This window comes from Leptospirales bacterium (assembly GCA_019694655.1).
Classification (GTDB): Bacteria; Spirochaetota; Leptospiria; order Leptospirales; family Leptonemataceae; genus SSF53.
The window spans coordinates 361,369-380,737 of the sequence record JAIBBN010000001.1 but is presented as its reverse complement, the minus strand read 5'-3'; the positions used below and the strand labels follow the sequence as shown (position 1 = coordinate 380,737).

Below are 19,369 nucleotides of genomic sequence, written 5' to 3'. Positions count from 1 at the left end.
GGCCGCCGCTTACTGTTGCACGCAGATCAACTTCCGAGAAGTGGTACAGGCAACATTAGTATTGCTGTTCACACCTGAGGAGCCGTCACTCTGCCAGGTCTGGCCGTAGTAGGCCGGGAAGGGATTGGTTGGCCCGTTCTGGTAGGTCCAGCCAGCACAATTGTCGCGGTAGTCTGGATCGGAGACGTCAACCTTGGCCGGCGTCATCGTCTGCGTGGCGGCGGTCATGTTGACATTCATGCCAGTCCAGAATTGATCGGCAGCATTACCGGTAAAATCACGGCTCATTGGGAAGGGGATCAGTCCAGCTGAATTGGCGATGAACAAGTGCTGGTGCTCATCATCACAACTGGTTCCTGAGCCGGTGCATCGGTAGTAGTAATAGTTGGGCGTCAGCACCCAGCCTACCTGACCGGTGGCGTCCGTACCGGTGGTGGTGGCCATCCGTCGGTTGGTAGCGCTATCGCTGACAATCAGCGCCTTGTAGGTTCCAGCCGGAGCATACGCGGGCTTGTTGGTGGTGCAGTAGTTATCGGCCCCGCCAACGCCGGCGGCAGTCATCTCGCCCACAAAGGAAATGCCGGGCACAAAGACCGCCTTGCCTGGACTTTCGTTATCGGCATTGCTGATTGTCTGGTTAGACGGCGGATGTCCGCTGTAAGTCGAATCTGTCGTGGTCAAAGAAAGATTCACAGTAAAAGTCTGCGTGCCGTCGGCAAAGGCATCATCGGCGCCATGCACGGTGAAGGTCAGGCGATTGGGATCGCTGGCACAGGCCGCATTGCTGGGCGTACCGGCAGTGATCACCTGACCCGGCGTAAAGGTCACGTTGGCCGGCGATACCGAGCCGCACTCATCGCCGCTGCAGGCCGCATTGATCTGCACGTTGTCGGCGTTGGTAGCGCCCAGGCAGATGGAAATGGTAGCCGTGACCGTGTCGCTTTCGTTAGTGCTGCCGGAGACATCGATATAGTAGTACTGTTCGTTGTCGGTGGTCGTTGCAAAAACATCGAGCGGATCAAAACTGAGGCCGCCGCCGGAAAGTCCAGTGGTCACTGTCCAGTTTACCGGGCCATCAAGCAGCGTATCGTCAACGTGCGTGAGGGCGATGCGGTTGGCGTTGGCGCCCATCGTATTGTAGTTCGAGCTATCAATCGTCACGCTGGCCGGAACAGTACCCTCGGTGGTATCTGTGCTGCTCAGCGGCACAGTAACTGCCGATCCCGGACTGGCCTGTGTAATCAGCCAGATATAGTTGGTCGCTGAAGGCTCAGCTCCGCTCAGCCGCTCGCCAGCCGTGCCCATCGGCGAACCGGAGAAGTTACAGGGCTGAATCAGGTTAGCCACGTCATTGTCGCAGGAGCGTATGCGGAAAGAGGGCCGCGCCTCTACCGTGTAGGTGGGATCGGTGGTGGTCACGGTGAAACTGACGTCATAGTCCTGATTACCGCCGTTGGCGCTGTCCGACTTGCCGTTGACCAACACCCACTGGTCGACATTCCAGTTCGAGGGCGTAAAGGTCAGCGTCGGCGTTTGAATGGTGCTGACGCTTGCCTTCGAGGTGGCAAAGTTCAGCGTCACGTTGGACGATGGCTTGCTGCGCAACTTGATACGGAAGCTGCTGTAGTTGGTTCCAAAGTTATTCTGCTCGTCGGTGGCAAAGCCGGTGACGCTGCCCGTGGCATTGCCGGTGCTTGTATCCCACAGCGTGTAGGTGTAGCCGGGGACGCTCTTGTCATTATTGATTACTACCACATTGCGCGGCTTGATGCCGTTGTACTGGGAGTCGGCGCTGCTGGTCGTTTGTACTTCAACTGTATAGGTTTTGGTGCCGTCCACCTCCAGGTCATCCGCGGAATTGATGGTTACGGCTTGTGGCGTTGCAAAATTGGCATTGGTGAAGGTCAGGGACGCTGGACCCGCTGTTCCCTCGCGATGGCCGGCATTGGTAGCATCGTAGATATCGTTGATCGGAATGGTTACATTGGATGTGGGCGCCGTGCGCAGCCGCACCGAAAAGCTGGCGTTAGAAAAGCCAGTTCCGCCCGGTTCTTCCATGATGCGTGAAATGTTGGAAACGCGGACGCCGGGGCCCTCGTCGTCTTCCATCGAAATATTCACATCACAGGGATTTTTGCCGGTATAGACGGCATTGTCATCGCCGCTGGTGATCGCCCCCAGCGAGACAACCAGCGCCGACTCTACCGGATTGCGAATGCCGTCGTCCACGCGTGTAACGCGAAAACACTGCCGCGCAGCCGTGCCGTGGCCAGTCACGCCGTCGCCGGTGAAACTCAAAGAGGCGGGCAGCGGATTGGAGGCAACGGGAAAGGTTGAGGCAATACTTGTTCGGCCGGCCAGGCTGCCATTGGTGCTGATTGGAACAGTCACCGTGCCGGTGAAGGCCAGCATCGGATAAATACAAAATTCGGAGGAGCGCAGGCCCCAGGCCACGCCGCCGTCGGTATCGGCGTCAGTAAAGTAGGGATCAACCGTATTGTAGGAGCGATTGACGTCGCCGTCCTCAATTAAATCAACCATCGTCGGCGTAACGGCAATCTCCGAGGCGCAACTGACGGCAGGCGAGATGTTGTCGGTAATGGTGGCGCCAAAAAGCAAGCGATCGGCGCCGCCCTCAGGCGAGCTGCAAGCGACCAGGGCGCCCACAGCGAGGCTCGTTACAGCAAATACAATGCTCTTGCGCTGCCTGCTCCTGGCAGCTCCTTCCCACAGCTCAAACATCAACACTCCCCGGCGCCGGAACGCGGATCTCTGCAGTCATAAGACGCAAGCGCCCTCCGCGCCATGAAGCAGTTTGCAAAGTGAAAAGGTTAGTTTTGGGTTAATTTACCAGTTGGCGGCTGCAAACTTCGAGCAAGCCAGAAGCCAGAATAGTAAAGCAGCCCGGCCAGCGACGCCCATTGAATGGCGCTCAGACCCAGAGCAAGCTCATAACGCGGCTTCAAGAAATCGATCAGCAATCGAAAGCTGAGATAGGCGAACAGAAAGTACTGGAAGCGACGGCCAGCAGGCCAGGCGTCGGCGATGTTGCCGATCGATGGATGCTCCAGAGCAACAAAGCACAGCCAGAGCGCGGCCAAAAACAGGATTTCATAAAGCGCCGCCGGATGACGGCGCAGGCCGTCGCCTTGATCAAGGCCAAAGATCGAATCGGTTGGCAGGCCAGTTGTGGCATCGCTTACGCCAGTCAGAAAGCATCCCACGCGACCGATGGCTATCGCCGCTATCAGCGGCCGCACGTAGATATCTCCAGTTGAACGCCGCTCGCCAATCCAGCGCTTGCAGAGTTCGACGCCGATCCAGCCCCCCAGCAATCCGCCGACGATGGTCTTGGTGGAGTACAACAGCCACAGCGAATGCCAGGAAAAAGAGAACCAATCCAGATGCTCAAGCGCCGCCAGCAGGCGCGAACCCAGTAGTGCGCCCGATGCGGCGCCCACCAGAGTCCAGAGCCGCACCTGCGGATCAACCGCATCCACAGTCTTACGACGCAGGCTCAGGTAGTAGCGAAAGCCCAGCAGATAGGCCAGCATCTCAAAGAGGAAGTGCGGATGAACGCGCAACGGGCCCAGGCCCAGCATCACCGGAAAATGAGCTACGCTTTGCTCCATCTGGCCTCCGCCTGGCAACAGGCTAAGGCCACATGCCCTGCGCAATCCGATTGACGGCTCCCGACTGGCAGCGCCTGATTCTCCGATGCGCTCCTGGCGATTTCATCTGGAGAGTTTCCCGCTGCCGCCGCGCGTTCTCTTCAACTATGTAATTGAGGCGTGGCGTATCTTGCTGGGCAACTCTGGCTACGCCCTGAGCGCCGCGGCGGCCATGGGTCTCGTGGTAGCAGGCGCCTATTTTCTGAGCCTGCAGGCAACTCTGCAACTGGCGTACGAACGCTATTCGCAGGAGGTGCTCTTGACCCTGCTGGCGCTGCCGGTAACGGCGCTGGCCCTTGGCCTTCTGGCGCGGATGTTTCTTCAGCTGGCGCGGCACGAACGCTTTCGGCTGCGTCTGACGATCTTCGGCTGGCGCGCCTATCTCTGGCTGCTGCTATGGGTCTTCTGCTACTACCTTACCTACCTCACATTGTTTCAGGCGGCATTGGACTGGGAGGATCTGCCAGCGCTCAAGGGCGCGATTATGCAGCTGCGCCTGGCCCTGGGTTTTGCGCTTTTTCTGTGGCTGCTGGCGCGGATGGTATTTGCGCCGGCTTATATTCTGGAAGAACGCCTCAACCTTCGCGCTGCACTGAAACAATCCTACTTGCTGACCAGCGGGCGAACGCTGAAGACCCTGGCCTTCATCTTGATGGGCATGGCGGCGCTGGGACTGGGCTGGCTACCGCTGGCAACAGTGCTCTGGCTGGATCCCTTTTCGCTGGACCAGGTCTTTCTAACCGCGACGCTCTATCTGGGCTTTGTCTGGAGCGTGGTAGCTGGCGCTGTGGGCGGAACCCTCTGGGCCCTTTGCTTTGAAATCTATCGCGGCGAACGTGCTGACCTTGCGCGCCGCGTAGAACAGGACGGCAAGGAACTGGTGCGCAGCGTGGAAAGGAAAATCGAAAAAGCTCGCGCGCCGAGCCCGCGTAAGAAGAAGCCCGCTTGAGGCGCAGCTTCAGCCTGAATCGCGCTCTGGAATGAGTTTGCGATATTGCTCATAGCGGTCGAGAATCTCGCGTACGTAGTTGTAGGGCTCCTCGCCGCGGCAGTAGCCGCTGCGCAGACCGTAACTGTTGTAGTAGGCCGGATCGGCCAGACGCAGCATCATTTCGTCTACATGATGTTCCCAGCGATTGGGATCGCGACCAAACTGTCGCGCCAGCAACTGTGCGTCTTCCACGTGGCCGGCCCCGGCATTGTAGGAGGCGAGAACAAACTTCAATCGTTCCTTTTTCTCGGGAATGAATTCAAAGCGCTGCTCCAGAACTCTGAGAAAACGGGCGCCGCCGCGCAGATTCTGCTCCGGGTCAGCGAGGTTGGAGACGCCATGGGCGCGCGCCGTGGCCGGCATCAGTTGCATCAAACCGGAGGCGCCAGCCCAGGAGCGGGCGTTTGGATTGAAGCGCGATTCCTGGTAGACCAGCGCCGCCAGCAAGCGCCAGTCCCAGTGCAGGTCGGCGGCCACCGCCTTGATGCGATCATCAAAAATCGAGAGCTTGCCTCCCGAGGTCGACGAGTACTCGCTATCAACACGTTCGGCAAAAAAGCGAGGATTGCGGTAGTAACGCGCATAGAGCGAAGCGAGCCGCCCGTCGCCCTTGATCTTCTTGATCCATTCATTCACGCGAGCCTGCAGCGCCGGACTGCTACGCGGAGTAATCCAGGCGATGCGCTGGGGAAAGCTGATGGCCGTGGCGACGTCGATGTTGCTGTAGTAGGCGCGATTGATCAGCGCTGTCGGTTCATCGGCTACGGTTAGCTCGATTTCGCCCTTGTGGACGCGACGAATCAACTCCTCCGTTGATACGGTGCCTTCGACGTATGCCAGATGAATATCGCCGCCGATTTCGTCGCTCAAGTGTCGCAGACGCGATTCGAACTCCGAACGGCGGCGCACATGAACGGTACGCCCAATCAGATCCACTGCCTCGCCAACATGCATCGGCGCAAGCGGCGGGGCGCTGCCAAAGATTCCAAGGCCGAGGGGCGGCAAGCCGACAATTCCGCCTACGGCAGCGGGCGACTGCGCAGCGCCCGTGGCCGGCGGCGGCGCCGCTGGGCCAGCGCTACTGCGTTGCACCAGCACCTGACGCGTGGTCAGGAGATGTTCAGTAAACTGCACCTGACGGGCGCGGCCCCGCGTCTCGGCAATATTGGCGGCGACCAGATCGCCGCGACCGCTGTTCAACATGTAGACAATGTTTTCTACATCGTCTGTAACGATCAGCTCCAGTTTGACGCCCAGTTCATCGGCCAGCATGCGCAGCAGTTCGTATTCATAGCCCAGCGGTTCGCCGCGATAGATAAAATAGCTGTTGGCGCTGTAGGCAGTGATTACTCGCAAGGCGCCGCGCTTCTTGATCTGATCCAGATCGGCGCTGGTGTAGCGTTCCCAGACGGCCAGACAGTTCGATAGCAAGCAGGCAACAATCAGGATTGGCGCAAGGCGACGTGCGGCAGCTATCATGCTCTGAATGAGCCCTGGCAGGAGGGCAATGCAAGACGCTTTTGTGCTACAATGCGCTACTTTTCGCGCAATACTTCGGCGCCGCTCCAGTCCTCTGGCGGCGGTTGCTCTTTGTAAAGGCGGCAGCGTTCAATGTATTGATCGATCAATGGCTCCGGCAGTGAGCGTCCGGCGGCTTCAAAGAGCGGCAAGGCGGCCTTGAATTCCCGACCAACGTAGAGTGGAAATGCCTGCGAGAAGTTATCGCCGCTCTGCACTTTGCGTTGCGCCTGCTCCGGATCATCGGCGTCAAAGACCTCATAGATTTCCACCGGTCGTGTCTTGCCTTTGACCGTAACAACGCCCAGCGGTCGCATCTGCCAGGCGCCGGGCGCGGACAAATTCTGGACCGTGGAAGCGGAAACCAGCAGCGGCAAGCCAAAGCGCCCCGTCAGGCTTTCCAGTCGCGAAGCCAGGTTGACCGTGTCGCCGATCGCCGTAGTATCCAGACGTTCCAATCCGCCTACCGTCCCAAGAATCACCGGTCCGTTGCTGATGCCAATGCCCACTTCAATGGGCAGCTCGCCGCTTCGACTTCGCAATGCATTGAACTGCAACAAGGCCCGCCGCATTGCCACCGCCGAGGCGACGGCGCGATCGGCGGGGCTCTGGCCGCCGCCGCCCTCCACAAACAGGGCCATGATTGCATCGCCGATGAATTTGTCGATGAAGCCGCCATGGGACTCGACAATCGGCGCCATGCGCGCCAGATAGGCGTTGATCAGTTCAATGTTTTCTCTGGGACTGAGCTTTTCGCTGATGCTGGTAAAGGAGCGCACATCTGAAAACAGAACGGCCACATCGGCCTCGCGCGTATCGCCCAGCTGGATATCCAGAGCGCTGCGCCGGCCAAGAACGCGCACAAAGTCGGCGGGTACAAAGCGATAGAAAGAACGGTTCTGAGCGCGCAGCTTGTCAGCCAGATGACGCTGCCGGTCCAGCGATTCAGCGCGCTCATTGACTGTAGCCGAAACCAGCAAGGTCATCACGGTCAACGAACTGAGGTAGAGTTCCAGCAGCAGCAACGAGGTATTCAAGCTGAGCGTCTCGCCATCAATGCGCACAAAGGGACCGTAGCCGTTAACAGTATAAAAGGCCGCTACGCCGGAAAGCAGGATGGTCGCCGCCGTCGCGCCATGCAGGCGGAAGCGGAAGGTAGCCCAGAGAATCAAGGGAATGGGCAAATACGAAAGTTGGTATCGATCAACAAATACAAAAATGCTCAGGGCCAGCAAGGCCGCAAGTAACACCAGCGCTTCCACGGCCTGTGCCAGACGGCCGCGCAAATTCGGTGCAAGCTCCGGCCGACGGCTGAAGGCGTAGAGGAAGGGGGCCACAATCACCAGCCCCTGCATTTCGCCGGTCCACCAGGTAAGCGCGACGCCCCAGAATTTCTGGGCATCGACGAATCCAAAAAGGTACAGCGAGCCAACGCCCACCAGAGCGCTGAGCGCGGCGCCGGGCATAGTACCGATGGTTATAAACCCGATGACATGACGACGACGCCGAAATGGGTTCTTCGTTCCCAGCAGTCGCCGGACCATCAAAGCCGCCAGGGCGACGCTTCCGGTATTTCCGGCGCCAATCAAAAGCGCCGTCGGCAGATGGGGATTGTTCAGGTAGTTGGCCAGAATGGCGCCGAGCGCCACGCCGACAAGGGCGCGCGGGCCGCGCAGCAGGACGATGGCCAGGGCAATGCCCTCCGGCGGCCAGACCGGCGAAACCTGCGAATTCAGGAAGGCGAGCCTGAAGCCTATCTGGGCGCCGCCAATGTAGGCGGCGGCGATCAACAGCCATTCCAGAATTCGCCAGGCCAGGGCGCTGCCTTTTGGCTTGCCAGCAGTCACAACTCAAGGCCGCTCGCGCAAGCATGGATGCAAGTTAAAATTACAACCAATGTTCGCCCGCAGAGCGCCGAAAACTGCTCAAGCCGAGGGTTGCAGTACAAAGCGAATCGGATTGCCTACTTTTCCCTCGAGGTGTTCCAGGCAGAGTTGCGCATCTTCCAGCGGATGCAGAGCTGTTATGGAGCGCGACAGATCCAGCTGTCCGCGCTCTACCAGATGGATCAGCTCCGGCAGGGCCCGCGCATCGGAGCCGTAGGAGCCACAAATCTGAATCATCTTGAAGGTGAGCGAGGCCGGAACGCCAATGTGCAACTGACCGCGTCCGATTCCGACCATGACCATTCGCCCGCCGGAATTCATGGATCGAACACAATCTTCTATATTTTTATAGTATCCAGAAAAATCCGCGATGACGTCAACGCCGCCCATTTGCTTCAGGATCTTACCGGCATTGATTTTGCTATTCAGGTCTATCGTTTCATGAGCGCCGGCATCGCGGGCATTTTGTAGAGCGCCAGCGTCCACATCAAGGGCAATGACGCGGGCCTCCAGAGCGCGGGCAATGAGCACGCCATGAATGCCCAGTCCGCCACAGCCAAAGATGGCCGCCGTCTCTCCCGCCTGCAGTGCGCCGGCATATTTCAGCGCGTGGTAAGGCGTGGAGACGGCGTCCGCCAGGATGGCGGCCTGTGCAAAAGGAAGCGAATCGGGAAATGGAACCAGCGAAGTTTCCGGAACGACGACCTCCTCCGCATAGGCGCCGTCAGCGTCAAAGCCAAGCACGCCTACCTGTGCGCAGAGATTGTAGCGGCCGGCCAGGCATGCCTTGCAGCTGCCACAGCTGGTCCCCGCAGCAATGACGACGCGCTGTCCTGCCTTGAATCGATTCGCGCCTTCGCCAGTTTCGAGAACAATTCCGGAGGATTCATGGCCGGGAATACGCGGATAGGAACTGGCATTCATGGTCTGGTGCAATACCAGATGGACATCGGAGCCGCAAACGCCGCAGGCCTTGACCTGCACGCGCACCTGCCCGGGCCCAGGACTCCGCGGCGCAATGTCCTCTATGCGCAGCTTTCGTTCGCCCTTGTAGAGTAGCGCCGCTTTCATAACAGGAATGAGCTATTGCAAGCGCACATTTCAAGCAAAAATCGAGCAGAGCCGCCGCGTCAAGGGCCGGTCGGCTGGCGCTCCTCCGGACGCGTCGATTGTTGTCGCGCCTCAAGCATTTGGCGTAGCCGATCGATCACGCGACCATTGATGGCGCTGTCGCTGAAATCGCCTTGCTCATTTTGAACGCCGGCCGGCATCCCGGTAAGTAGTTCGATGGCCTCGTCGACATGACTGACAGCGTAGACCTGAAACCGTCCCTCGGCAGCCGCCTCCCGCAGATCGCTGCGCAGCATCAATTGTTGCACGTTGCTGGACGGTATCAGCACGCCTTGATCTCCGGTCAATCCCCGGCGCAGGCAAACGTCGAAAAAGCCTTCGATCTTTTCATTCACCGCGCCAATGGCCTGCACACTTCCGTACTGATCTACGGAACCGGTCACCGCAAAACGCTGCTGAATTGCGACGCCGGAAAGCGCGGACAGCAGGGCGCACAACTCAGCCAGCGAAGCGCTATCGCCCTCCACCGGCCCATAGGACTGCTCGAAGACCAGACTGGCGCTCAGCGCAAGCGGCTGAGCCGGCGAGTATCGGGCGCCCAGAAAGGAACTGAGTATCAGCACGCCTTTGGAATGCAGCGCGCCGCCCAACTCCGTCTCACGCTCGATGTCAACGACGCCTCCCTCGCCTACCCTTGCCGTCGCTGTGATCCGCACGGGATGCGCGCTGAGCATCTCGCCGACGCTGAGCACGGCCAGACCATTGACCTGACCGATCTGAGCCCCCTCCGTTTCAATGCGTACGATCCCTCTGGAGATCAGTTCTTGCATGCGCTGCGGGATACGTTCATTGCGCCTGCGCTGCGCCTGTAAGGCCTGGTCCACATGTTGAACAAGCGTCATGGTTTGGCCGTCGGCCGTCGCAAGATGCTCGGCCTCCGCCATCAAATCGGAAATCCAGCGCGTCTGGAGCGAAAGCCGGTCAGCGCCTCCAGCGCGCCGGGCGCCGTGTTCAATCAAACGGGTCACAGCGCTGCGATGCAGCGGAAGCAACTCCTGGCGCGCCGCCAGAGTCGCGACCATTCTTGCAAAAAGTTTTTCGTTTTCCGGTGTGCGCGGCATGTCGGCTTCGAAGTCCGCCGCCACCTTGAATAGCTCATCAAACTCTGGATCCGCCTCGCGAAGCAGATAGTAGAGCGTCCGATTGCCAATCAGTATGACCTTGAGTTTCAGCGGGATCGGCAGCGGCTCGATCGGCAAGGAGGCGCCCAGACCGAGCGCCTGATTTTCCGACTCAATCCTGATCTGGCCCGACTTCAATGCACGCTTCAATGCATCCCAGGAGAACGGCTGCGCAAGAACCCTGGCCGCGTCCAGAATCAGATAACCGCCGTTGGCGCGATGCAGAGCGCCGGCGCGGATAAAGGAATAGCCAGTAACGGAGGCGCCAAATTGAATGATATGTTCCAATCTACCAACCAGATTGGAAAATCCAGGATTGTCTTCGAAGACCACCGGCGGCCCGCTCTCGCCATCGCGATCGACGATCAGGTTGGCCTGATAGCGATCGCCCGTAACGCGTCCGCTCAGCAGCAGCGCCGCCAGATCCGCCTCGCTGCGCGGACCTTCGCGACCGCGCAGTTCCTCGCCGGATTCGACGACATCGCTCATTACTTCATTCAAATAGGAGATTATCGTAGGGAGTTCAGCATATTTCTCTTTTAAGGCATCCACCAGGTGGGCGACCGCAAGTTGCAGCGCCTCGCGTCCCGCCTCGCGGACTCGCTGCTGCATTTCGCTTTGCCAGCGCGGAAACTGGCGCAACAGCGCCTGCAGACGATCGCGAAATCCTTCGATGAGCTTGCCAATGCGTTCCCGCTCCTCCTCGGATAGGCTGGCAAGATCGCCGGGGTCCATCGGTTCCTCGCCTTTCATTGGCGTGAAAATGAAACCCTGAGGAGTGCGTAGCAAAGCGACGCCCTGTTCGGCGGCGGTGCGACCGAGTTCGCGCAAGGCCGCTTCTTCGCGGTCCTTGTATTCGCGTTGAATGGCCTCGATGTGCATGGTGTAGCGCTCGCTTTCAAAGCCCGCGTTGACCGAAGCGTTTAGCTCGGTCACGAACCGGCGCAAGTCTGCGCGGAACTGCGCCCCGCGGCCGGCTGGCAGTGAAATGGCCAGCGGCCTGCCGGGATCGCCGAAATTGTTCACATAAACCCAGTCCTCCGGCTGAGCGCCCTGGCCGGCGCGCGATTCCAGCAGCATGCGCACTGCAGTATGCCGACCGCTGCCGGCGTCCCCCAGTACGTAGAGGTTGTAGCCCGGCCGGTCGATTCCCAGGGCGAAGCGAATTGCCTCCTGGGCGCGTTCCTGGCCAAAGCCGTCGGGCAAGCCTTCGACGAGCTCGGTGGTTTCGAAACCAACAAGCTGGGGGTCGGCGGCGCGAAACAGCTGGTCGGCGCTAAGCGGACGAAAGTCATTCATGAGCTGGCGCGGATGCCCCGGCGGCAAGCGGAGACAGGGTCGGCCGCACTGTCAAGGCGAGCCTGCTGGCGCCGTCGGGCGACGGATGACGTCAGAATATCCTTGAGTTCTGTAACGCAACTGACATTCAGGGCCCCATGTTCAAGAAGATTGCCAAATGGTTCCTGATTGTAATCGGCGCACTGAGCGCCGCCTTCCTGGCCTTTGTCTACCTGGCCAACTATCATCCAGCGGAAATAGAGCAGGAACAGGTGGTCTGTCCGGCAAGCGCCCCGGAGCTAAAGCCAGGCCAACGGCTGAAGATACTGAACTGGAATGTACAGTACATGGCCGGCAAAAACTATGTTTTCTATTATGATGTCCTTGATGGATCGGGCAAGGACGAACGGCCATCGTCCGCTGATATCGCCATTACGCTGGATGAGGTCGCTCGCGTAATTGTAGCCGAAAACCCGGATATTCTGAATATCCAGGAACTGGACGACGGATCAAAACGCACCGACTATCAGGATCAGCTGAAGTTGTTGCTGGCGAGGCTGCCGGCGGATTACGCCTGCTATACGGACGCCTTCTATCACAAGTCCTCCTTTATTCCGCATCCGCGCATCATGGGCGCTGTTGGAATGAAGCTGGCGACGATATCTCGCTATCGCATTAGCAGCGCGAGCCGTCATCAGCTGGCCTTGATTCCATCGAACTTCTTCATGCAGCAGTTCAATCTGAAGCGGGCCATCCTGGAAACGCACATGCCAATCGCCGGCGCCGCTGATCTGATCGTATTCAACACGCACCTCGACGCCTTTTCGCAGGGCACCAACACGATGGAATTGCAAGTCGAGGAATCGCGTTTGCTGCTGCGCAAGACAACCGAGGAACATCATCCATGGATGCTCAGCGGCGACTTTAATCTGCTGCCGCCTGGCGCCTACGAGTTGATGTCTGAATCGGAGCGGGCCTACTACAAACCGGAAACTGAACTGGCTTCCCTCTATGCCGAATTTAAGGCAGCGCCTACAGCCGCTGATACGGCGCCAGACAATCCGCGGCGCAGCGAGTTTTTCACCCACTATCCCAACGGAGCGCGCGCCACCGGGCCGGATCGGACCATTGACTATCTTTTCTACTCGCCGTTGATCCGTCTCGGCGAGTATCGCGTTCGCTCTGCAGACACGCAGCGGATCTCGGATCACCTGCCCTTGATTGCGCAGATTACGCTCTAAGCTTGCGGCCTGAAGAGCGGCGGAGGCGCGGCGCGACCTCAGAAGCGGAGGCGAAAGATCAGGGCGACACGCTCGGCGGCCGGCGCCAGCTGCCAGTCCAGATGCGAACCTCGCTCCTGGTCTCGCGCCTCCCGGAGGGCGAGCCGGCCATAGACTACTGCATCAACAATACTCCAGAAGTAAAGAGTAGCCATGTAGCCGGCCGCACGTTCGCGTTCATCCGCAAGGACGGCGCGTTGATGTTTCACGCGGGCTTGAGTGTCCAGTAAGGCGAGCAGCGCTACCGAACTGAACGGATCGTCGCCGCGCAGGCTGACAATCGGGGGAACTACGCCGTTGAGAGCGTCGTAGCGTTGGTCGACATCGGAATAGTAGGCGCCGGCGGCGACGAAACCAAGCAGGAAAAATGCAGCCCATGCCGGCCGATCCTGGTGCATTTGCCCCCATCCTGGCAGCAGCGCAGAACGCCAGCCGCCGCCGGTTTTATTGCGAAGCGCCGCAACACTCTCCCTTTGCGACGCTCGGCTGCTCGCGTTTTCCTGGCGTTCGCGCTCCGCCGCAATGGCAGATTCCACTCGATCGCGAATCGCCTCGGTCGAAGTGGCGCCAGCCCATTGTACGGGAGCCACAACTGTTCGAAGCACATCCCCGTTGGGTACAAGTTGGATTCGACCGTCGGAAAACACGACCTGCTGGACTTGTTCGCCCGGTAGGACCCGAACATTGCGAAGCACCAGGCCGCCGCGCAGGAACAGGGTGTCAGCATTGGCCTCAGAAGCCGGCAAGACCACAGCTAAAACCGCCGACAGAAAGCACAGAGAGCGAGAGCCTGCAGCGCTCATTGCGGGTGCAAACTCTCGTCAAGCAAAGCGCTGGCAAGAAGGATTTCTAGTTGAGCGTCCTATGCTGCAAAGTCTGGCCGTCAGTTAGTAGCGCAATTGAATTTCCGCACTGATACTCTGCATTCGGTCCAGCGATGTCGGGAGCGGACCGAAATCGGCAAGACGCGACTCAGCCAGCAATGGAAGCAACGCGGGGCCGACGGGACCGCCCGTGAGAAAGCCATTCACAAGAACAAAAGCAAGGTCGGCAGTTGTATCGGTCGTTGCGCTCGTCACAGTTCGGCGCAGCTGCTGATCGGCTATGGCTACTCGGAGGACTATCGAATCAGATATTCGGTATCCCCCGGCTAGCTCGAAGCGTTGGCCGTCCTGATTAAAATCATACTCGGTCGCGCGGCCAATCGGAATTGGCAAAATGCCGAAAAGGATGCTTGTGTTTTGCTCTCTGGTTCCCGATCCCTTGCCATTCAGGTAGAGGAACCCGGCTTCAAGTCGCAGGGATTCGCTAACTGCAAGGTAGTAGCCAATCCCCAGTCGACCCAGCCCGCCGGTTTCGCGATTCCGTAATTCTCCGAAGGAGGACAATCCTGTCAAGGCGCCAGTCGTTGAAACTATAACGACATCGGAACGTGACTGGTCCGAATGAGCCTGAATACCGACTCGCATCGCTAGACCGGACAACACACTGGCATCGGAATACCAGGGGCGAAATTCGTGCGTGTAGCTGAGGCTGGTCTGATTGGCGCGGTTCCCCTCGAAGGAGGTGTCCTCCAGAGTCTGCAGTGACACCGGAATACCCGCTACAATGAACTGAGTGCGCACTGCCGATTCGCTTCGAAAGCCGGCAGCGCTAGCGACGGTTCGACCCAATTCCAGATATCCAGCGTCAAAGCCCTCCTCGTCCATGAAAGCTAGCCTCAGTCCATAGGATGTTCCCTTGAATATGCCGGGAGCGCCTGCAGAAACTCTGTATCCGTTAAATAGACTCTTGTTAAAGCTGCGGCTGTCCTGGAGCGCTGCCGCGTTCAATGCAACAGCCGGACGCCAGGCCACACTGCCAACCGAAACTGCCACTGAGTCGCTATCCAGGCTACCGCGGCCAACGCTGCGGGTTTGTGCCCAGAGTCCAGTAAAGGTCAGGCAAAGGCCTAAGGCCGCCGCCATTTGCCAGGAAGAAAAAGTTCGGGATCGAAATTGGGATTCCATGCGTATCTACGATCGAGCGCCTCGGTAGTTGCAAAAAAACCAAGGCTGGATGGAATTCTAGATTTCCCTGCGCTCAGCCAATTCGGCTGTTGGAACCTGGACAATTCCGAAGACCGTGTGGATGGATATCCGTCCGGGGCTACTGAGGGCATATCCAGTATAGCTCCGTCCGTCCTTAAGAACAATCTGCTGCAACGAACCATAATGACGGCGAATCGCCTCCGGCGAAGAGAAATCGACTGCGCCATCGAGCCCAATAGCGCCGGAACGTTCCGCGCGCAACCGTTCGAGTTCTTGCCCGGCCTGCTGCAGCTGCGCCGCAGACAGGCGCGCTGACCGGACCAGGCTCAGATTGTCGGAGCCGAGGCGCAGCAAGCTGCCAGCAACAAACTCGCGCTCTCCGGTCGCGGAGCTGATGCGAATGCGACCATGGACCAATACCAGCTCCGCACTATCGTTAGGCAATACGCTGAGTTTCAGCGCTGTCCCGAGCGGAGCATACTCTTTTCCACCCTGAAACAGGATCCATGCCGGCCCGGCGCCCTGATTCGAAGACATGATCGTGAAGACGCCCGAATGAAGTTGTAACTGCAGGGGGACTGTTCCTGTTAACTGGAAGCGCGCGGGGCCCTGGACCTCCAGTTGACCGCCGCCTACCGGCAGCAGCATTCGCGCGCCAGTTTCCAGCGTAACTGTCCGGCCATTTGGCAGTCGCGAAGGCTTGTGCTGTGCATCGAATTGCAGATCGCCTATTGCGCCAACTCCGCGAAAAAACAGAATGTCCACACCTGAGGCGCTGGCCGCTTGCCAGAAATAGATAGCCAGGCCAGATGCGAGAATCAATGAAGCCGCAGTCAGGAGGTAGGGACGCAGACGAGCAAATCTGGCCTCTCTACGACTCTTTGCGACCGCAGCCGTTGCATTAATCAGTGTATGGAGCAATTCCTCAGGCATCGCCTCCAATGGTTGCCGCACATCCCGCAACAAAGGGGGCCAATTGCGCACATCCTCATCCGCCAATCGTTGCTTGTGGTTCTCATTCATTGCCAGAGCCTTCAAGTAGTTCGGAGTCGTATCCAGCGGCCTCGAATTTAGCCAGCAGCGCCCTTGTACCCCTTTGCAACAGGCGGCTGACAGAAGATCGGGACTTGCCCACCGCCTGAGCAATGGTATCAAGATCAAATTGGAACAGGTAACGCAATCGCAGCGCCTCCCGCATCGCTTCGGGAAGCTCGCTATCATTTACAGTGTCCATGATAATTTGACGGAGATTCTCGACTGTAGCATCAGCCTCCAGCTGCGAAGCTGGCTTTGCAAATTGCAGACTCTCGGGCAAACGGACAATTCTCTGGCGACGGCGCCATTCGGTTATTGACTCGTTTCGGACCATCCGAACCAGGTAACCTACGGCGCCCTGACGCTTAATACGACCTTTCTGGACCATGGTGAGGAACTTGAGAAATACGCTCTGCAAAATGTCAGCGGCCATGTCGCGGTCCCGGCACAGATGCAATGAGCAGGTATAAAGTTCAGAATTCTTTTCCAGAATTAGCGACTCGACCTCGCCAACCGCAAGATAATTCGTCTCCATCCAGGCGCTTTCTATGATGCATCTCCGCCAGTTAGCCTCAGGAGAATGCGAGGGGACCTGCTTGCATGCGAAGGGAATCGAGCGCATCTAATTTTTCGTCCCGATTGACGTTCTCCAGTATGCTGGATGGTTATCTACGCTTCAGACGCAGGCAGTTGTTCAGCCTATTTACAGCGCTAAATTCAAGAATTCAGAAGCCCTTGGCCGGGCGCTCGGTCGACCAAGGGCTTCAAGGGTGTCCAGAGCCGCTATCGCCCCATCCGAGCCCGAGGCTTCCTGCGTTGCGATTTTCTGTCGAGACCGTCTCCAAACAGAAAACGCCCGCCCCGCAGTTGCGGAACGGGCGTCGATTTCGCTGAATAAGCGTGCGATCAAGTGCGGCGACCGGCGGCCGCCGCTTCAGTTCAACGTCAAGGCTGAACCGAGATAATCTCGTCGCGGTTTACAAGGTTCACAACATGCTTGTACTCTGCAGACTCCTTGCCGTATTTGAGCTCGGCGGCGCGCAGCAGGTGCACATTCTTCTTATAGCGGAAGCGGAACATCTGGTCTTCCGTTCCCACGCCATATTTCTTGATCATCATTTCCTGGAAGGCGTAGCACTGCGCCAGGTATTTGTGCGCCGGGTACTGCTTTTCGTTTTCGTCGATCTCGATGTAGAGCTCGAGAATCGGGATACACTGCGGCAGGTTGCCCAGGTCAAATTGGTACATGACCCAGTTGCGATAGACGGCGCTGAGCAAACGCTTGAAGGCCGGCTTTTCGCGCAAGTCCGGATTCTGGATTTCGTCCAGGTGGTTGATGGCGCGAGTGAAATAGGTAACCGCCTCCAGCTTGGCGCGACGCTTCATCTGGTTGATGATGCGTTCTTCGCGCGCTTTGCGGTCCACAATCTGCCAGTACCACTTTTCATTCAGGTATTTGGCTTCGGCCGCCTGCTTGCGGAACAGTTCCACTTCATCACGCATCTTGATGATGGTGTTGACTCCGGACTGGTAAGCCGAAAGCGCCAGGCGATATTTGTTGTTTGCAAAGGCCTGCGAAAGGCGATGCAAATCGGCAAAGGCCTGATTGTAATCGCGGTAGTCGGCGTTCTTCCAGAGTTCTTCCGCCGCCAGGTTGCGATTGCGAACATCCAGCTGTTCTGGAGTCAGGTTGGATAGGTTTTCCTCTTCCGATACCAGCTCGCCAGGCGCCGCTTCGAACGGCGTGGGATTGGCCGGGTTGGAGGGTTGGCTGCCGGCGGGAGCGCCGGCGTTGCCGCCCTGGCCGGCCGGCTGGGCATAACCAGCGCCGGCTACTGCCAGGCTCATCAGCAACAGAGCTACGATACGTTTCATCGTCGCACCTTCTTATTCAGTCTTATCGATAGAAGCCCGTTTGCAAAGCGATTTCGGGCCCTATTCAAATCCTGTATCGGAGACCAAGGCGACGGAATCAATGCGCCATAAGAAAATTGTAGGCCGCAGGGACAGAGCGCCAATGAAAAAAGCGCCCGCAGGGACAGCTTTTTCTTGTTTCAGCGATGCCGGCCCGCGCCCCTGCCGGGAGCGACATAAGCGCCGTTTTGCCGGCCAGCGCGGCCCCAATAAACGTCGCCGCCTGCAGGCGAGGAACTGAATTGCTGCCCCACCTCGACAAGATGCTGCGATTGATTCGCGGTCCCGAATTTCGGCCAAACTGCATGGACTGTCTGGATCTGGGCGTCCTGTACGTGCCAGGCTTTTCACGCCAGGACCGCGGCGGCTATTTGCTCTGCAAATGTCAGGAACGGATCAGCCGCTGTAGCGGCCAGCCGCCCTACGAATACTATGACGTGGAACAATCGGCGTTCCGGCCCTGTCCCAGCAAGGCGGCGCGTCTGCGCCTGGAAAAGCTGCGCATCCTGGAACGCAAGAGCGGCATACCGGAACGCTACCGCGGGAAGTTCCTGGACGACATCGATGGACAGCGCTCGGCCGCGGTGGCCGAGGCGGTGGAAGATGCAGTGGATACTGTCGTCCAGTATGGACAGGAGCGCAGCGTGCACAGCGGACTTTACCTGCACGGCCCCACCGGCTGCGGCAAAACCCTGATCAGCTCGGCGATCCTCAATGAGGTCATGCGCATATATCTGGTCGGAGTACGCTACGCCAAGATCAGCCGCGATATCGTTGGCAAATTGCGCGCCACGTTCAATCCGAATTCAGAAATCTACGGCGAGGGACGCAAGATCGAGCTGGAACTGGCGCGGGCGCCTGCTCTGGTCATTGATGATTTTGGCATCCAGAAGGAAACAGAGTGGGTGAACCAGACGCTCTATGATCTGATCGACGCTCGTTACGAGGATAACCTGCTGACCATTGTCACTTCCAACGAACCTATGGATTCACTGCGCGACCTGGCCGGCGGACGCGTCTACAGTCGACTTCGTGAAATGTGCATTGAGGTGCGCATCCAGGCCTCGGACTATCGCCTGGATCAGGCATGAGTCGGGCAATCCTGTCGCTGGGCGGAAACGTGGGCGACCGCCAGCGCTATCTGGCGCAGGCCTGCGCGGAACTCGGAAGGCAAACAGGGCTGCGCATTCTCCGCGCTACAACAACCCTGGACAATCCGGCGCTGCTGGTAGAAGACCAGGCGCCCTTCCTGAACCAACTGCTGGAAATCGAGACCGCTCTTTCGCCTGAGGATTTGCTGGATTTGCTCAAGAGCCTGGAAGGTCGCCTGGGCCGAATCGATCGTTTTCGCTATGGTCCGCGCGAAATCGACCTTGATATTCTCTGGTTCGAAGGCGAGTTGCGGGACTCAAACAATCTTGCAATACCGCACCCGGCTCTGGACTCTCGCGCTTACGTCCGTCAGCTGCTGGCGCAATGGGAACTGAGTCCAGAGGAGCTGCTGCGCGCTTGAT

Annotated in this window: 15 protein-coding genes; 4 read left to right on the top strand and 11 right to left on the bottom strand. The window is 58.6% G+C overall.

Annotated features, from left to right (window positions below; all coding sequences use genetic code 11):
- Positions 1 to 9 precede the first annotated feature (9 nt).
- Together K1X75_01810 and K1X75_01805 are read right to left on the bottom strand one after the other, a co-directional pair.
- The gene (locus K1X75_01810; GenBank protein ID MBX7056772.1) at positions 10 to 2,742 is read right to left on the bottom strand and encodes a DUF1554 domain-containing protein; all 2,733 of its coding nucleotides are present in this window, start codon (positions 2,740 to 2,742) and stop codon (positions 10 to 12) included.
- 89 nt (positions 2,743 to 2,831) lie between these two features.
- Positions 2,832 to 3,632, bottom strand: coding sequence for a prolipoprotein diacylglyceryl transferase (locus K1X75_01805; protein ID MBX7056771.1), 801 nt, complete (start codon positions 3,630 to 3,632; stop codon positions 2,832 to 2,834).
- An 85-nt stretch (positions 3,633 to 3,717) separates the two neighbouring features.
- Here K1X75_01805 and K1X75_01800 point away from each other — a divergent pair, with 85 nt between their 5' ends.
- Positions 3,718 to 4,620 carry a hypothetical protein gene (locus tag K1X75_01800; GenBank protein MBX7056770.1) on the top strand — a complete coding sequence of 301 codons (903 nt, stop codon included), beginning with the start codon at positions 3,718 to 3,720 and terminating at the stop codon, positions 4,618 to 4,620.
- 9 nt (positions 4,621 to 4,629) lie between these two features.
- Here K1X75_01800 and K1X75_01795 read toward each other — a convergent pair whose 3' ends face one another.
- The 4 genes from K1X75_01795 to K1X75_01780 form a co-directional block, all read right to left on the bottom strand.
- Entirely contained in the window at positions 4,630 to 5,343 is a 714-nt protein-coding gene (locus K1X75_01795; protein ID MBX7056769.1) for a transglycosylase SLT domain-containing protein, read from the bottom strand.
- An 854-nt stretch (positions 5,344 to 6,197) separates the two neighbouring features.
- The gene (locus K1X75_01790; protein MBX7056768.1) at positions 6,198 to 8,027 is read right to left on the bottom strand and encodes an MASE1 domain-containing protein; all 1,830 of its coding nucleotides are present in this window, start codon (positions 8,025 to 8,027) and stop codon (positions 6,198 to 6,200) included.
- 78 nt (positions 8,028 to 8,105) lie between these two features.
- Positions 8,106 to 9,137, bottom strand: coding sequence for a zinc-binding dehydrogenase (locus K1X75_01785; GenBank protein ID MBX7056767.1), 1,032 nt, complete (start codon positions 9,135 to 9,137; stop codon positions 8,106 to 8,108).
- A 59-nt stretch (positions 9,138 to 9,196) separates the two neighbouring features.
- Positions 9,197 to 11,617, bottom strand: a complete 2,421-nt coding sequence (locus K1X75_01780; protein ID MBX7056766.1) for an AAA family ATPase — start codon at positions 11,615 to 11,617, stop codon at positions 9,197 to 9,199.
- 137 nt (positions 11,618 to 11,754) lie between these two features.
- On the opposite strand from K1X75_01780, the gene K1X75_01775 reads away from it, so the two are divergent.
- Positions 11,755 to 12,837: an endonuclease/exonuclease/phosphatase family protein gene (locus tag K1X75_01775; protein MBX7056765.1), complete on the top strand. Its 1,083-nt coding sequence runs from the start codon at positions 11,755 to 11,757 to the stop codon at positions 12,835 to 12,837.
- Positions 12,838 to 12,875: 38 nt separating this feature from the next.
- Here the strand turns inward: K1X75_01775 and K1X75_01770 are convergent, their stop codons facing one another.
- The 5 genes from K1X75_01770 to K1X75_01750 form a co-directional block, all read right to left on the bottom strand.
- Positions 12,876 to 13,679, bottom strand: a complete 804-nt coding sequence (locus tag K1X75_01770) for a hypothetical protein (GenBank protein ID MBX7056764.1) — start codon at positions 13,677 to 13,679, stop codon at positions 12,876 to 12,878.
- Positions 13,680 to 13,763: 84 nt separating this feature from the next.
- Complete coding sequence (locus K1X75_01765; protein MBX7056763.1) at positions 13,764 to 14,753, bottom strand: hypothetical protein; 990 nt, start codon at positions 14,751 to 14,753, stop codon at positions 13,764 to 13,766.
- Positions 14,754 to 14,942: 189 nt separating this feature from the next.
- Positions 14,943 to 15,929 carry a hypothetical protein gene (locus K1X75_01760; GenBank protein ID MBX7056762.1) on the bottom strand — a complete coding sequence of 329 codons (987 nt, stop codon included), beginning with the start codon at positions 15,927 to 15,929 and terminating at the stop codon, positions 14,943 to 14,945.
- Entirely contained in the window at positions 15,922 to 16,476 is a 555-nt protein-coding gene (locus K1X75_01755; GenBank protein MBX7056761.1) for a sigma-70 family RNA polymerase sigma factor, read from the bottom strand. Before K1X75_01755 ends, K1X75_01760 begins: the two co-directional genes overlap by 8 nt.
- A 410-nt stretch (positions 16,477 to 16,886) precedes the next feature.
- Positions 16,887 to 17,660 carry a hypothetical protein gene (locus tag K1X75_01750; GenBank protein ID MBX7056760.1) on the bottom strand — a complete coding sequence of 258 codons (774 nt, stop codon included), beginning with the start codon at positions 17,658 to 17,660 and terminating at the stop codon, positions 16,887 to 16,889.
- Positions 17,661 to 18,097: 437 nt separating this feature from the next.
- Here K1X75_01750 and K1X75_01745 point away from each other — a divergent pair, with 437 nt between their 5' ends.
- Together K1X75_01745 and folK are read left to right on the top strand one after the other, a co-directional pair.
- Positions 18,098 to 18,946 carry an ATP-binding protein gene (locus K1X75_01745; GenBank protein ID MBX7056759.1) on the top strand — a complete coding sequence of 283 codons (849 nt, stop codon included), beginning with the start codon at positions 18,098 to 18,100 and terminating at the stop codon, positions 18,944 to 18,946.
- A complete protein-coding gene (gene folK / locus K1X75_01740) occupies positions 18,943 to 19,368 on the top strand; it encodes a 2-amino-4-hydroxy-6-hydroxymethyldihydropteridine diphosphokinase (protein ID MBX7056758.1) in 426 nt (141 codons plus the stop codon). The genes K1X75_01745 and folK overlap by 4 nt, the downstream gene beginning before the upstream one ends.
- The last annotated feature ends 1 nt before the right edge of the window (position 19,369 follow it).